Raw genomic sequence first — 15497 nt, 5'->3', positions numbered from 1 at the left:
ATTCCAACAGTTCGTCAGAATCAGGTACGCGGCAGCGTTACGCCGCGCTGGCCCTGGTATTTACCGCCACGGTCTTTGTAGGACACTTCGCATTCTTCATCGGATTCAAGGAAGAGCATCTGCGCCACACCCTCGTTGGCGTAGATTTTCGCCGGCAACGTCGTGGTGTTGGAGAATTCCAGGGTCACGTGGCCTTCCCACTCCGGTTCCAGCGGCGTGACGTTGACGATAATGCCGCAACGGGCGTAGGTGCTTTTACCCAGGCAAATGGTCAGTACGTTACGCGGGATGCGGAAGTACTCGACGGTGCGCGCCAGGGCGAAGGAGTTCGGCGGGATGATGCAAACGTCGCTCTTAATGTCGACGAAGCTCTTCTCGTCAAAATTTTTCGGGTCGACAGTGGCCGAGTTGATGTTGGTGAATACCTTGAATTCGTCGGCGCAGCGCACGTCGTAGCCGTAGCTGGAAACGCCGAAGGAGATCACCCGATCGGCGCCCTCGCCACGCATCTGGCGTTCTACGAAGGGCTCGATCATGCCGTGCTCTTGCGCCATGCGGCGAATCCACTTGTCCGATTTGATGCTCATGGCGGGTTTCCTGAATAGCGAGGTGGAAAAAATACGTCCGGCATCTTACCGGGGCGCGAGGCCGGGTTCAAAGCGCGGGACGCAAATCTCGCCGATACGCCTTGATTTCCTGCTCCTGACGGCAATACCGCACGCCGCCAGTCACCAAAATCGAGAAACCTTCGCAAAGACCATTGGCACATTCCGCAAAAAGGGTTAAGGTGACGTCACTGTGTTGCTTGTGTCACTGAGAATCTCTACACGATATGTTGAATTTCGATCCAACCATCTACAAGAATTTTTCCTGCTCTTTGCACTCAGTCTCGGCCAGGGTTCTTCCTGTGTCGCAGTTATCTTTGTTCAAGGAGTTACACCATGTCTAATCGCCAAACTGGTACCGTTAAGTGGTTCAACGATGAAAAAGGCTTCGGCTTCATCACCCCACAATCCGGTGACGACCTGTTTGTTCACTTCAAAGCTATCCAATCCGACGGCTTCAAAAGCCTGAAAGAAGGCCAACAGGTTTCTTTCATCGCTACCCGCGGTCAGAAAGGCATGCAAGCTGAAGAAGTTCAAGTTATCTAACTTGTCCTTGCTTTAGCAAAAGGCCCCGCCGTCAAAAGCGGGGCTTTTTTGTGCCTGTCTGTTTTTGAAAAGGCACAAAAAACTGTGGGAGCGAGCCTGCTCGCGATGGCGATGAGTCATGATGTAACTGATCCACCGCTATCGCGAGCAGGCTCGCTCCCACAGGAGTTTTCGGTAGCCTGGGATTACCAGGTCACGCCAAAACCAGCCGTGTAGCGCGTCTTGCTCAAGTCGCTGCCGTCGGTACCGTCGATGACGTCCTTCTCGGCCTTGAGGTTGAGCGACGCCCAGTCGGTGACCTTGTAGCGCAATCCAATCTCGGCGTCGTAGGTGTAATTCGCAACATCAGTCAGCGGCTTGCCTATTTCGCCATTGGTGAAGAACTCGACGCGCTTGCCAACCAGGAAGCGGTTGTAGTCCCACTTCACCGCCACGGAATAGAAATTGTCCTTGCCGCCGTCGCGATATTCAAAATCGTTGCGGTCGAGCAGCGAGCCCAGCGAGAAAGCACCCAGCTCATTATCCCAGAACTGATAACCCGGACCGGTACCCACCACGCGCTGGCGGGACAGATCCTCGACCTTGTCGCGCTTGTAATTCAGGCGGCCTTGCCAGAACCATTTGTCGGTAAAGAAGCGGTCCAGGGAATACTCCAACCGCCAGTTATCGGTCGAAACCACGTCATCCTGGAACTCACGGTTGTATTCACCTTCGGCGGTATGCCGCCATCTGCCGTGACGCGCCGTGGTTTTGAAGTCGACGTCGTAATCGTCGGTATCGTTTTCTGCGCGCTGATAATCCAGGGCGGCATCGATATTGCCCTTCCACACCAGATCCTCGACCACAGGCTTAGGCTTGAGGATTTGCTGGATACTGGCCAATTCGACGGTCTTGGGCGCCTCACCATTGGTCAGGGTCACCTTGCCATCCTCGGCCGCGTGCAGCGCCTTGGCTTTCTCGCCGGTATAGGCATCCTGCTTGACCAGCAGCTGCTGCTCACTCTCAAGGGTCTTGACCTGTTTCCAGTCGACGGAAACCGCGCCAGCGTAATCGGTCTGGATCAGCAACTTGCCGCCATCGAAAACGGTAATCTTACCGCTGAGCTTGTCGCCGTTCTTCAACCAGACGGTATCGGCGAGCAAGGGCATGGAGGCACTGGTAACAGCTAGGCATAGCAGGGTTCTAGACAACATAAGCGTATAAAGAGCTCAAGTTTGCAGTTAAAAGGCGGCATTATCCCCCGGGACGACACCTTAGCAAGGACTGACCGAAGTATTTGTAATCAGTTCACTTCTTAACCAGCCTTTACAAGAATTAACCTTCAACAAACATAACCCCCTCAGGACGCCTGAACGTGACTGACGCCCCAGCGGACACCGAGAACGCCGCCCAAATACGCCGCACCACCCTTTACCTGACCCTGGCGCAAGTGCCGGCCGGCAAGGTAGTCACTTATGGCCAGCTCGCCGAAATGGCCGGCCTGGGCCGCGCAGCACGCTGGGTGGGGCGCACCCTCAGCCAACTGCCGAACGATACGAAGCTGCCTTGGCATCGGGTATTGGGTGCCGGCGGTCGGATCAGTCTCCCGGCGGGCAGCGTCTCAGGGGATGAACAGCGCGCACGGCTGCGCATGGAAGGGATCGGAGTCCTGAATAATCGTGTTGATATTCAGCGTCATGGCTGGCGCCCGGTAGAGCACAGCGGTTAGAGTGCGCGCTTTGTTTTCGCAATTTTTGAGGCAGACTCCAGCCCATGCCCCGTAAAACCTGGCGCGCCGCCCTCGCCGCCTATGCCAGTCCCTCGACGCTCGTGCTGTTGCTGCTTGGCTTCGCCGCCGGCTTGCCGTACATGCTGGTGTTTTCCACACTATCGGTCTGGTTGCGCGAGGCCGGCGTGGCCCGCGAAACCATCGGTTACGCGAGCCTGATCGGCCTGGCGTATGCCTTCAAATGGGTCTGGTCGCCACTGCTCGACCAATGGCGCCTGCCGCTGCTGGGTAAACTCGGACGTCGGCGCTCATGGCTGGTGCTCTCCCAGGGTTTGGTGATCCTGGGCCTGATCGGCATGGGCTTCTGCGACCCACAAAAACACCTGTCATGGTTGATCGCCATCGCCGTGATCGTGGCCTTCGCCTCGGCCACCCAGGACATTGCGGTCGATGCCTATCGCCTGGAGATCGCCGACGACACCCGCCAGGCGGCTCTCGCCGCCAGTTACATGTCCGGTTACCGCATTGCCGCGCTACTGGCGACCGCTGGCGCCCTGTTCTTCGCCGAAGGTTTCGGCTCCACCGGCTTCAGCTACAAACACTCGGCCTGGGCAGGTACATACCTGCTGTTCGGTGTGCTGATGGTCCCAGCGCTGCTCACCTCGCTGTTCATGCGCGAACCGCCGGTGCCGCTGCGCACTCAGTTGCAGGCCGGGCGCTACACGTTCGCCCACCAACTGGCGTCGGTGTTTGTGCTGATCGTGCTGCTGGTGTCGGTCCCGGCGATGTTCACCCAGCTCTATAACACCGACTTCGCCAGCGTGCTGTTCGAAGGCGTGAGCCTGCTCGACCTGCTGCTCGAAGACCGCGCCTTCCTGCGGGCCATCCTCTATATCATCCTCACGGCCATGTGCCTGTCGGCCATGGGCCGCCGCGGGCTGGCGCCAGTACTGACACCCATCAACGATTTCATTCTGCGCTACCGCTGGCAGGCCCTGCTGCTGCTCGGCTTGATTGCGACGTACCGGATGTCCGATACGGTCATGGGCGTGATGGCCAACGTGTTCTACATCGACCAAGGCTTCACCAAGGATCAGATCGCCAGCGTCAGCAAGATTTTCGGGCTGATCATGACCCTCGTCGGCGCCGGTATGGGCGGCCTGTTGATCGTGCGTTTCGGCATCCTGCCGATTCTGTTCATCGGCGGCGTCTCCTCGGCCGCCACCAACATCCTCTTCCTGATGCTCACCGACATGGGCGCCGATCTGAAGATGCTGATTGTCACCATCTCCCTGGACAACTTCAGCTCCGGCCTGGCCACCTCGGCGTTCGTTGCGTACCTGTCGAGCCTGACCAACCTGAAATTCTCCGCCACCCAATACGCCCTGCTCAGCTCGATCATGCTGTTGCTACCACGCCTGATCGGCGGCTATTCAGGGGTGATGGTGGAGAAATTCGGCTACCACAACTTCTTCCTGATCACCGCACTGCTTGGCGTTCCGACCCTGATTCTGATCGCCGTGCACTGGTTCCAGGAGAACCGCCGCCAAGGCTCGGCCCCTACTCCGGAATCGACGCCAACCCGGCCAGCGGAAGAGTCGTAGGAAACTTCAGCAGACGCCAATGAAACAGGCGTCTGCATCCGGCAACAGGCCACGCGCCTGTACGCCAGGGCATCTCGCCCGTACAATGCTCCGTCACTTCTAGTCATTAGCAACCGACAACGGCCAACCATGCGCACCAGTCAATTTTTGCTCGCCACACAGAAAGAAACGCCTTCCGATGCCGTCGTGATCAGCCATCAGCTGATGCTGCGTGCCGGCATGATCCGCAAACTTGCCTCGGGCCTGTACACCTGGCTACCGATGGGTTTGCGGGTAATGCGCAAGGTGGAGGCCATCGTTCGCGAAGAGATGAACGCCGCCGGCTCTCTGGAAGTGTTGATGCCGAGCACCCAACCGGCCGAGCTGTGGCAGGAATCGGGGCGCTGGGAAGAATACGGCCCTGAGCTGCTGCGCATCAAAGACCGTCACGGTCGTGACTTCTGCGCCGGCCCGACTCACGAAGAAGTGATCACTGATCTGATGCGCAACGAGTTGAGCAGCTATAAACAGCTGCCCATCAACCTGTACCAGATCCAAACCAAATTCCGCGATGAAATCCGTCCACGCTTCGGCCTGATGCGCGGTCGCGAATTCATCATGAAGGACGCCTACTCGTTCCACGCCGACCAGGCTTCGCTGCAGGTCACCTACGACCGCATGCACCAGGCGTACTGCAACGTGTTCACGCGCCTGGGCCTGAAGTTCCGCCCGGTTGAGGCCGACAACGGCTCCATCGGCGGTGCCGGCTCCCACGAATTCCACGTCCTGGCCGAGTCCGGCGAAGATGACATCGTCTTCAGCAACGGCTCCGACTACGCCGCCAACATCGAGAAAGCCGAAGCCGTGCCACGGGAAACCTCCCGCGCTGCTCCGGCCGAAGAGTTGCGCCTGGTCGATACGCCAAACGCCAAGACCATCGCTCAGTTGGTGGAAGGCTACAACCTGCCGATAGAGCGCACCATCAAGACCCTGATCGTGCGCGCGGAAGAAGAAGGCAAGCTGATTGCCCTGATCATCCGTGGCGATCATGAGCTGAACGAAATCAAGGCTGCCAACCAGCCTGGCGTCGCCAGCCCACTGGTCATGGCCTCCGACGCCGAACTGCGCGACGCCATCGGCGCCGGCGCCGGCTCCCTTGGCCCGCTGAACCTGCCGCTACCGATCATCATCGACCGTTCGGTGGAATTGATGAGCGACTTCGCCATCGGCGCCAACATCGATGACAAGCACTATTTCGGCGTGAACTGGGAGCGCGACCTGCCGGTTCCAACCGTCGCAGACTTGCGCAACGTCGTGGCCGGCGATCCGAGCCCGGACGGCAAAGGCACCCTGGAAATCAAGCGCGGCATCGAAGTCGGCCACATTTTCCAGCTGGGCAACAAGTACAGCAAGGCGATGAAGTGCGAAGTGCTGGGTGAGAACGGCAAGCCGGTGACCCTGGAAATGGGCTGCTACGGTATTGGCGTGTCCCGCGTAGTGGCGGCAGCCATCGAGCAGAACAACGACGAGAAAGGGATCATCTGGAGCGACACACTGGCGCCGTTCCAAGTGGCCCTGGTACCGCTGCGCTACGAGACCGACCTGGTTCGCGAAGCGACCGACAAACTCTATGCCGAACTGACGGCCGCCGGCTTCGAAGTGCTGCTGGATGACCGCGACAAGAAAACCAGCCCCGGCATCAAGTTCGCGGACATGGAACTGGTCGGCATCCCGCACCGGGTCGTGATCAGCGACCGCGGCCTGGCCGAAGGTAACCTGGAATACAAGAGCCGCACCGAGGCCGAGCCGCAAGCGCTGCCGGTCGCCGACGTGCTGTCCTTCCTCCAGGCTCGTATCCGCCGCTGACACCAGATAGAGACGTCATGTTCAAGCGAAACACCTTAGGCCTCGGTGGTGCCGCCCTGTGCGGCACCCTGCTGGTCAGCGGCTGTGCCAACCAAATGTCGCAACGCAGCGAGCACGAGGAGCGGGTCGAGCGCAAACTGCTCGACCACAGCCTGCAAATTGATGTGGGCGAACCCAAGGTGCTCGACCTGCCGCAGCGTCGGGTACGGATCAATGAGCAGAAGACCTTCGAAGTCACCGAGTTCGAGGTGACCCGTCATTACGATCGCTACACGCCTTACCAGCCCTGGCGGGAGATTTACGAGATCCCGCTGGGTGCGGTGGCAGTGGTGGCCGGCGTCGGCGCGAACGTGGTCAATGTGTTCGCCCTGGGCAACCTGCCGGACACCGTGACCCGCGACTGGATAAGCTACGGTTTCGCCGGACTCAACCCGTTCATGAACGTGCCGTCCCATGGCCGGGCCCAGCAGAACCTGGCGGGCATTGAAGAAGTCCAGCGCGACAAGCGCACGGAACACTCGAGCCTGCCTTGGAGCGAACGCCCGGTGGAGATCAAGGCCGCTCGGCAGACCTTCGAACTGAGCACCGACCGCAACGGAGTGCTGCGCTTGAACCTGCTGGAAAGCCCGTTCGCCGAGCAGGACCTGAGCCAATTCGGCAAGTTGCAGATCAGCGTGACGGATGCCCAGGACGAGGTGCACACCGACTCATCCTTGAGCATCAGCAGCTCCTTGCGCAGCAAGCTGGTGGAAGCCCATGCGTTGATTTACGACGACCTGGAAGACGACGAAGTGAGCCAGTGGGTTCACCGGGTCAAGCGCCTGTCGGAGCTAGGGCTTGAAGAAGAGGCCAGTGAGCTGGAACAGAGCCTGATCGAACTGACCCGCAACGATCCAGAGTTGCAGACCGAGTTTCTGAAAGCACTGACCAAGGATGGCGGACGGTTGGTGGCAGATCCGGGCGCGCATTGAAATACCCCCCTGTGGCGAGGGGATTTATCCCCTCGCCACAGGGACCGCGTCGCGCACTCATCGCTCAAACAACTCCAACTGCTCAAACCCGCCCCGCAAATCCTCCAGCCGTACCCCTATCCCCAACAATCGCACCGGCTTGCCGCCACGGTTGAACGCCTGGGTCAATAACAACTGGTAACTGCCCAGGTCTCGCCCTGCCCCGGCCTGCTCCAGGGTGGTCTGGGTGAAGTCGTGGAATTTCACTTTGACGAACGGCTTGCCCGGGCGATAACTGCTGTCAATCCGCGCCATGCGCTCGCTCAGGGTTCGCATCAGTTCCGGCAGTTTGTCGAGGCAACTCACCAGGTCAGGCAGGTCGACATCGTAGGTGTTTTCCACACTGATGGACTGCCGTCGACTGTCGTTGTGCACCAGACGCTCATCGATCCCACGAGCCAGGCTCCAGAGTCGCTCACCAAAACTGCCAAATTCGCGCACCAGCGCCAGCTTGTCCCATTGCCGCAACTGCAGGCAATCAATGATGCCGAGCCTGTTCAGCTTGTCGGCGGTGACCTTGCCGACGCCGTGGAGCTTGCTCACCGGCAGGGCCGAGACGAAGTCCTCGACCTGGTCTGGAGTGATGACGAACAGGCCGTTGGGCTTTTTCCAGTCGCTGGCGATCTTGGCCAGAAACTTGTTCGGCGCGACACCGGCGGACACCGTGATGTGTAACTGATTGGAAACGCGCCGGCGAATATCCTGGGCGATACGGGTGGCGCTGCCACCAAAGTGCGCGCTGGCAGAGACATCCAGATAGGCCTCGTCCAGGGACAGCGGCTCGATCAGGTCAGTGTAATCGCTGAAAATCGTATGAATTTCCTTCGACGCCTCCCGGTAGGCGTCCATCCGTGGCTTGACGATGGTCAGGTCCGGACAGAGCTTCAAGGCATGGCCGGATGACATGGCCGAGCGCACACCGTAGGCCCGCGCCTCATAATTACAGGTCGCGATTACTCCGCGTCGATCCGCCGAGCCGCCGACCGCCAGGGGTTTGCCGGCCAGCCGCGGGTCATCGCGCATCTCGATAGCGGCATAGAAACAGTCACAGTCGACGTGGATGATTTTGCGTTGCGTCATAGAGAAGCAGAATGTGCGGCGAATCGGGTCGCCAGTATCGCACTGGCACCTGTATATAGCACCAGTAGTTTAAAAGATCCTTCTTTGAGGCCAGAAAAAGCCTACATGAATTTATTTCTTCAATCGCAGCGACCCACCCGATAGAGCGCCAGCCCTTGCCAGGCTTGCGTCACAGCCCAGTCACAATGCCTGTGAGCGAGGCTAAGCGCTTGAAGCGGAACAGATTTTTATACCACCAGGGTTGACACCAGCTCGATCCTCTGTAGAATGCCGCCACACAGACGCGGGATGGAGCAGTCTGGTAGCTCGTCGGGCTCATAACCCGAAGGTCGTCGGTTCAAATCCGGCTCCCGCAACCAAATATCAAAAAAGGCTACTCGAAAGAGTGGCCTTTTTTGTGCGCGTCTGTTTTTGCTAAATGGCGACGGTATCGCAGCCTGCGTGTGCCCCCCTACAAGCCAGAAGCTGTAGGACAATTCCTTTAAATTTCGTGTATTTAGCAAACGCTGGAGCCGATTGGCCGTTTATTTGACCCTGCGACCTTTTAACGGTTGACACTCTGGCGTTCGCCTGTAGAATGCCGCCACACAGACGCGGGATGGAGCAGTCTGGTAGCTCGTCGGGCTCATAACCCGAAGGTCGTCGGTTCAAATCCGGCTCCCGCAACCAAATACCAAGAAAGGCTACTCGAAAGAGTGGCCTTTTTTGTATGTGTCGAAAAAAACTACATTACAAAGATTTTGTAATTATTTTCATCCGCAGGGATTGGTAACTTGGCTGGATACCCCCATCCTGTCGCGCATAGCTCAAGAGGTGATTGATGCGCGCCCACTCGTCTGAACCGCAAGACCCTGTTACTGCGACACAACCGATCAAGGCTGAGCGATTGCGCTGGCTGGACCGGATCAGTCAGTACCGGCAGCCTATCGGCCTCGCCGTCACGCTGTTGCTGTTTGCGATTGCACTGATTGCCTGCCGCCACCTTCTGAGCGAACTCGATCTTTACGCCCTGCACGATTCTATTTTGGAAGTGCCGCGGCCTGCCCTGCTCGGTGCGATAGCGGCTACAGTGATCGGCTTCATCGTCCTGTTGGGCTATGAATGGTCCGCCAGCCGTTATGCCGGCGTGACGCTGCCGCCGCAGACCATGGTCCTGGGCGGGTTCACCGCGTTTGCCATCGGCAATGCCATCGGCCTGTCGCTGCTGTCGGGCGGTTCGGTTCGCTATCGCCTGTACGCCCGCCATGGCCTGGGGGCGTCGGATGTCGCCCACATGACGTTGTTCGCCAGCCTGTCCCTGGGCTGCGCGCTGCCGCCCCTGGCGGCCCTGGCAACACTCAGCAATTTGCCGGCCGCGTCTGCCGCGTTGCACCTGTCTGCCACCTTGTTGGGGACGATCTCCGTGGCGGTACTGCTGCTCACCAGCATGCTGGCCATCGGCATTTATCGTCGGCGTTTGCCGGAGCAGCCCTATCGGGACAGCCTTCTGGTCAAGGCCGGGCGGCGCACGCTGCGCATGCCGGGCCGCCGCTTGACCTTCCTGCAACTGGTCATCACCGCGCTGGATGTCGCGGCGGCTGCCACGGTGCTGTATCTGTTGCTGCCCGAAGCGCCACCGTTCGGCGCATTCCTTCTGGTGTACCTGCTGGCGCTGGCCGCGGGTGTGCTCAGTCATGTGCCGGGCGGGGTCGGGGTATTCGAAGCGGTCCTGCTGGCCGCGTTTGCCGACAAGCTGGGAGCCGCGCCACTTGCCGCCGCCCTGCTGCTGTATCGCTTGATCTACGTGCTACTGCCAATGCTGGTGGCCTGTGTGCTACTGCTGATCAATGAGGCGCAACGGCTGTTCCAGACCCGCCAGACCTTACGGGTGGCGTCGGGTTTCGCCGCGCCGATCCTGGCAGTGCTGGTGTTCCTGTCTGGCGTGGTGCTGCTGTTTTCCGGCGTGACACCGGAGATCGATACTCGCCTGGAACACATCGGTTTCCTGATCCCCCATCGACTGGTGGACGCATCGCACTTCGGCGCCAGCCTGGTGGGCGTGCTCTGCCTGTTGCTCGCCCAAGGCCTGCGCCGTCGCCTGTCCGCTGCCTGGATGCTGACCACCGTTTTGCTGCTGGTGGGCTCCCTGCTCTCGCTGCTCAAGGGTTTCGACTGGGAGGAAGCCACGCTGCTGACATTGACGGCCGCCCTGTTGGCGGTATTCCGGCGCTCCTTTTATCGTCCGAGTCGCCTGACTGAACTGCCCTTTTCCCCGCTGTTCCTGATCGCCAGCCTGTGCGTGCTCGGTGCCTCGATCTGGCTGCTGCTGTTTGCTTACCAGGATGTGCCCTACAGCCATCAACTGTGGTGGCAGTTCACCCTTGATGCCGACGCCCCTCGGGGCCTGCGCTCGCTGCTGGGCGCTGCGGTGCTGCTGGTGGTGGTGTCCCTGACCTGGCTGCTGCGCACCGCGCGACCGGTGATCCACTTGCCGGTGGCAGAAGAACTGGAGCGGGCCAAGGCCATTCTCATGGCGTCTTCGCAACCCGACGGCGGCCTGGCCCTGACCGGTGACAAGGCGTTGCTGTTTCACCCCAAAGACGAAGCGTTCCTGATGTACGCCCGCCGTGGCCGCAGCCTGGTGGCCTTGTACGACCCGATCGGCCCCACCCAGCAACGCGCCGAAATGATCTGGCAGTTCCGCGACCTGTGCGACATCTACCATGCCCGTCCGGTGTTCTATCAGGTGCGCGCCGAGAACCTGCCGTACTACATGGACATCGGCCTGACGGCGATCAAGCTGGGTGAAGAAGCGCGGGTCGACCTCAAGCGTTTCGATCTCGAGGCCAAAGGCAAAGAGATGAAGGATTTGCGCTACACCTGGAACCGCGGCACCCGCGATGGCCTGTCGCTGGAGATCCACGAACCGGGCCAGGCGCCGATGGATGAGCTCAAAGTCATTTCCGATGCCTGGCTGACCGGCAAGAACGTGCGCGAGAAAGGTTTTTCCCTGGGCCGCTTCAGCGATGATTACCTCAAGCATTTTCGCATCGCGGTGATTCGTTTCGAGGGCCGCCCGGTGGCGTTCGCCAATCTGCTGGAGACCCACAGCCATGAGCTGGCCAGCCTCGACCTGATGCGCGCCCACCCCGACGCCCCGAAACTGACCATGGAATTCATGATGGTCGGCCTGATCCAACATTACAAAAACCATGACTACGCCCGCTTCAGCCTCGGCATGGTCCCGTTGTCGGGCCTGCAACCACGACGCGGTGCGCCATTGACCCAACGCCTGGGCTCGATGGTGTTCCGTCGTGGCGAGCAGCTCTACAATTTCCAGGGGCTGCGCCGCTTCAAAGATAAATTCCAGCCTGACTGGGAACCTCGTTACATGGCCGTGCCCGCCGGACTTGATCCGCTGGTGGCACTGGCCGATACCGCCGCCCTGATTGCAGGCGGCCTGACTGGATTGGTGAAACGCTGATGATGCAACGCTCCTGGCGATACATAGTGGCCACCCTGCTGGTGCTGGCGGTGATTCTCGGTGGCGGTTACTGGTATTGGAACCGCCCGGCCCCACAACCGATCCTTGAACAACTGACGCCCACCGACGGCGCGTCGATGACCCGGGTCACCCCCGGCACCAAGCCTCGCGCCCAAGTGCTGGTGGCGGTCAATGAAGACCAGAAGCTCAACGACACTCAGTTGCAGACCCTCAGCCGCAGCGGTTCGGCGCTGATCGTCCAGGTGATCCTGCCCAAGGACTGCATGCTGCAAGGTCGCGCCCTGCAGGCCGGCCTCAGGCAGCTCCAGGGGCCGGCCACGCTGGTCAGCGGCATCGGCCCAGGCGCCGTGCTGGCCTGGCGTTGGCTGGCCGAGCAAAAGGACGACAAGGCCCAGGCCGTTTCGGTGGACCTGGCCCTGGAAAAACCCGGCTGCACGCACCTGCTGCCCAAAAGCGCGGCCCACGGCCACTGGCTCGTGGCCTGGAACGATAACCCCGACGACACCAGCGCCGGTTTCGTACGGGATCAGCCGAATGCCGAAACCAGCATCAGCGACTACGACATCAATCTGCCGCAAGTCCTGAACAACGAATTGCGCAAAATTCTGGTGGGTGCCGACAAAGGCAAGGGCGGCCTGAGCATTCCGGTAGTGGAAGTGCCGTCCAGCCAAGCCAAGGATACTGTGACCCTGTTCCTCTCGGGAGACGGCGGCTGGCGTGACCTGGACCGCGACGTGGCCGATGAAATGGTCAAGATCGGCTACCCAGTGGTCGGCATCGACACCCTGCGCTACTACTGGCAGCACAAGAGCCCGGAACAAAGTGCACTGGACCTGGCCGAACTGATGCAGCATTACCGCCAGATCTGGGGCACCAAGCACTTCATCCTGACCGGTTACTCCTTCGGAGCCGACGTACTGCCGGCCATCTACAACCGCTTGCCAGCCACCGAACAGCAGCGGATCGATGCAATCATCCTGCTGGCCTTCGCTCGCACCGGCAGTTTCGAGATCGAAGTCGAAGGCTGGCTCGGCAACGCCGGCACCGAAGCCGCCACCGGCCCGGAAATGGCCAAGCTGCCGGCCGATAAAGTGGTGTGCATTTACGGCGCAGAAGAAGCCGATGAAAGCGGCTGCACCGACAAGACCGCTGTGGGCGAAGCCGTCAAGCTGCCTGGTGGCCACCACTTCGACGAAAACTACCCGGCGCTGGCCAAGCGCCTGGTGGACGAGATCAACGAGCGCCAGAACAAGGTAGCCGAGCAGTGATCTGATGCTCGCATGACAAAAAGCCCCTGCAACCTCACGATTGCAGGGGCTTTTTTGTGAACGCTGCGAACCCATTGTGGCGAGGGGATTTATCCCTGCTCGAGTGCCAAGCACTCGCACAGCTCATGACCCCAGGAAAATCCAGAGGGTTGCTTCGCAACCCAACGGGGATAAATCCCCTCGCCACAAGTTTTGTCGTGGCTTACATCTCGACCTGCGTTCCCAACTCAATCACCCGGTTCAGCGGCAGATTGAAGAAGCGCAAATTGCCGTTGGCGTTCTTCAGCATGAAGGCGAACAACAATTCGCGCCAGCGGGCCATGCCTTCGAGCTTCGAGGCGATGACCGTTTCGCGGCTGAGGAAGTAGGTGGTACGCATCGGGCTGAAGTCCAGGTCATCCAGATGGCAGAGCTTGAGCGCCTGCGGGACGTCCGGCTCGTCGGTGAAGCCAAAATGCAGGATGACCCGGAAGAAGCCTTCGCCGTAGGCATCGACCTCGAAACGCCGTTGTAGCGGCACCCGGGGGATGTCTTCGTACACGACCGTCAGCAGCACCACTTGCTCATGCAGCACCTGATTGTGCAGCAGGTTGTGCAACAGCGCGTGAGGCACGGCGTCCGAGCGCGCGGTCAGAAACACAGCCGTGCCCTGCACGCGATGGGGCGGCTGCACGCGGATGCTGCTGATGAAGATCGGCAGCGGCAACGCGCCTTCGTCCAGACGTTCCACCAGCAATTGCTTGCCGCGCTTCCAAGTGGTCATCAGCACGAACAAGGCGATGCCGGCGATGACCGGGAACGCGCCGCCCTGAATGATCTTCGGCACGTTGGCGGCGAAGTACAGGCCATCCACCAGCAGAAACCCGATCAACACCGGCACCGCCAGCAGCGGCGGCCATTTCCACAACAGCAGCATTACCGCCGAGACCAGGATCGTGGTCATCAGCATCGTGCCGGTCACCGCCACGCCGTAGGCCGACGCCAGTGCGCCCGAGGATTCGAAACCCAGCACCAACAGCACAACACCGACCATCAGCGACCAATTCACCGCACCGATGTAGATCTGGCCCTGTTCGGCACTGGACGTGTGCTGAATGTACATGCGCGGGATATAACCGAGTTGGATCGCTTGACGCGTCAGGGAGAACGCGCCGGAGATCACCGCTTGCGAGGCGATCACCGTGGCCAGGGTCGACAGGCCCACCAACGGAATCAGCGCCCAGCTCGGCGCCAGCAGATAGAACGGGTTGCGCGCCGCTTCCGGGTCACCGAGCAGCAAAGCGCCCTGGCCGAAATAGTTGAGCACCAGTGCCGGCAACACCAGGATGAACCAGGCGCGAGCGATCGGTTTGCGGCCAAAGTGGCCCATGTCGGCGTACAGCGCTTCGGCGCCGGTCAGCGCCAGCACCACGGCACCGAGGATCGCCACGCCCATGCCCGTATGGACAACGAAGAAACGCACGGCCCAGGCCGGGTTCATCGCCTGCAACACTTCAGGATGCTGGCTGATGCCATACACACCGAGGGCGCCGAGCACCAGGAACCAGGCGACCATGATCGGACCGAACAGAATGCCGATCCGTGCAGTGCCACGACTCTGGATCAGAAACAGCCCCACCAGCACTACCAATGACAGCGGCACCACCCAATGGTCGATGCCGTCAAACGCCAGGCCGAGGCCTTCGATCGCAGAGAGCACGGAAATCGCCGGCGTAATCATGCTGTCGCCATAGAACAGCGCCGCACCGATCAAGCCACAGACCACCAGTAACGAACGCAGCCGCGCCCGCCCCGCAGCCGCCCGCCGCGCAAGCGCTGTAAGTGCCATGATCCCGCCCTCGCCCTGGTTGTCGGCGCGCAGGACGAACAGCATGTACTTGATCGACACGACCCAGATCAGCGACCAGAAGATCAGCGACAGAATCCCCAGCACCCCGTCGTGATTGACGGGCACACCATAGCCGCCAGAAAACACTTCCTTAAGGGTGTACAACGGGCTGGTGCCGATGTCGCCATAAACCACTCCGACTGCCGCGACCAGCATGCTCATCGGTTTTGCTGCCGAATGCTCGGCGCCCGCCGCATGACTACTTGCCTGCCCCATCCAACACTCCTGATTCTCAAACCTGTCTTCTTGAACGAAGCACGATGCTTTGTGATACAGCATGCGCTGTTTTACATATCGTTACAGGTGTTTAGTTGACTGTAAAAATCGGTAAAGCGCAAAGGCGCGAAGCATAGCGCAGCACTCGTCGTATTTCCCTGTATAAAGCTGGTCAAGTGCGTCGACCATGGATAGAATTGCGCACTTTTTGATCAGAGGCGCGTCAGGTGCCCTGTCTCCGCA

At 60.1% G+C, this 15497-nt stretch carries 11 protein-coding genes and 2 tRNA genes; 9 read left to right on the top strand and 4 right to left on the bottom strand.

Annotated elements, in window-relative coordinates; all coding sequences use genetic code 11:
* Positions 1-20: 20 nt before the first annotated feature.
* Positions 21-587, bottom strand: a complete 567-nt coding sequence (gene dcd, locus ACA047_RS06790) for a dCTP deaminase (protein ID WP_017129950.1) — start codon at positions 585-587, stop codon at positions 21-23.
* Positions 588-941: 354 nt separating this feature from the next.
* Between dcd and ACA047_RS06785 the strand changes: the two genes are divergently transcribed.
* Positions 942-1151, top strand: coding sequence for a cold-shock protein (locus ACA047_RS06785; protein WP_002554837.1), 210 nt, complete (start codon positions 942-944; stop codon positions 1149-1151).
* A gap of 185 nt (positions 1152-1336) precedes the next feature.
* Here ACA047_RS06785 and ACA047_RS06780 read toward each other — a convergent pair whose 3' ends face one another.
* A complete protein-coding gene (locus ACA047_RS06780) occupies positions 1337-2344 on the bottom strand; it encodes a DUF481 domain-containing protein (protein WP_497357824.1) in 1008 nt (335 codons plus the stop codon).
* A 137-nt stretch (positions 2345-2481) separates the two neighbouring features.
* Between ACA047_RS06780 and ACA047_RS06775 the strand changes: the two genes are divergently transcribed.
* The 4 genes from ACA047_RS06775 (at position 2482) to ACA047_RS06760 (ending at position 7279) form a co-directional block, all read left to right on the top strand.
* A complete protein-coding gene (locus ACA047_RS06775) occupies positions 2482-2859 on the top strand; it encodes an MGMT family protein (protein WP_497360250.1) in 378 nt (125 codons plus the stop codon).
* A 44-nt stretch (positions 2860-2903) separates the two neighbouring features.
* Complete coding sequence (locus tag ACA047_RS06770) at positions 2904-4463, top strand: AmpG family muropeptide MFS transporter (protein ID WP_497357822.1); 1560 nt, start codon at positions 2904-2906, stop codon at positions 4461-4463.
* Between the two features lie 129 nt (positions 4464-4592).
* A complete protein-coding gene (locus ACA047_RS06765) occupies positions 4593-6308 on the top strand; it encodes a proline--tRNA ligase (protein ID WP_497357820.1) in 1716 nt (571 codons plus the stop codon).
* 17 nt (positions 6309-6325) lie between these two features.
* Complete coding sequence (locus tag ACA047_RS06760) at positions 6326-7279, top strand: hypothetical protein (RefSeq protein WP_497357818.1); 954 nt, start codon at positions 6326-6328, stop codon at positions 7277-7279.
* Positions 7280-7336: 57 nt separating this feature from the next.
* Here ACA047_RS06760 and dinB read toward each other — a convergent pair whose 3' ends face one another.
* The gene (gene dinB, locus ACA047_RS06755) at positions 7337-8398 is read right to left on the bottom strand and encodes a DNA polymerase IV (RefSeq protein ID WP_497357816.1); all 1062 of its coding nucleotides are present in this window, start codon (positions 8396-8398) and stop codon (positions 7337-7339) included.
* Between the two features lie 282 nt (positions 8399-8680).
* Here dinB and ACA047_RS06750 point away from each other — a divergent pair.
* The 4 genes from ACA047_RS06750 (at position 8681) to ACA047_RS06735 (ending at position 13150) form a co-directional block, all read left to right on the top strand.
* Positions 8681-8757: transfer RNA gene (locus ACA047_RS06750), tRNA-Met, on the top strand.
* Positions 8758-8990: 233 nt separating this feature from the next.
* Positions 8991-9067, top strand: a tRNA-Met gene (locus ACA047_RS06745).
* Positions 9068-9218: 151 nt separating this feature from the next.
* Positions 9219-11861 (top strand): bifunctional lysylphosphatidylglycerol flippase/synthetase MprF, encoded by a 2643-nt coding sequence (mprF, locus tag ACA047_RS06740; RefSeq protein ID WP_497357814.1) that lies wholly within the window; start codon positions 9219-9221, stop codon positions 11859-11861.
* On the top strand, positions 11861-13150 hold the full coding sequence (locus ACA047_RS06735; protein ID WP_497357812.1) for a virulence factor family protein: 1290 nt from the start codon (positions 11861-11863) through the stop codon (positions 13148-13150). Before mprF ends, ACA047_RS06735 begins: the two co-directional genes overlap by 1 nt.
* A gap of 202 nt (positions 13151-13352) precedes the next feature.
* Here the strand turns inward: ACA047_RS06735 and ACA047_RS06730 are convergent, their stop codons facing one another.
* Positions 13353-15200, bottom strand: coding sequence for a potassium transporter Kup (locus ACA047_RS06730; RefSeq protein ID WP_497360248.1), 1848 nt, complete (start codon positions 15198-15200; stop codon positions 13353-13355).
* Positions 15201-15497 lie beyond the last annotated feature (297 nt).

The sequence above is a fragment of the Pseudomonas sp. LBUM1664 genome, assembly GCF_059695895.1.
The sequence above is the reverse complement of the archived record's forward strand: the minus strand, read 5'-3'. Positions and strand labels throughout refer to the sequence as shown.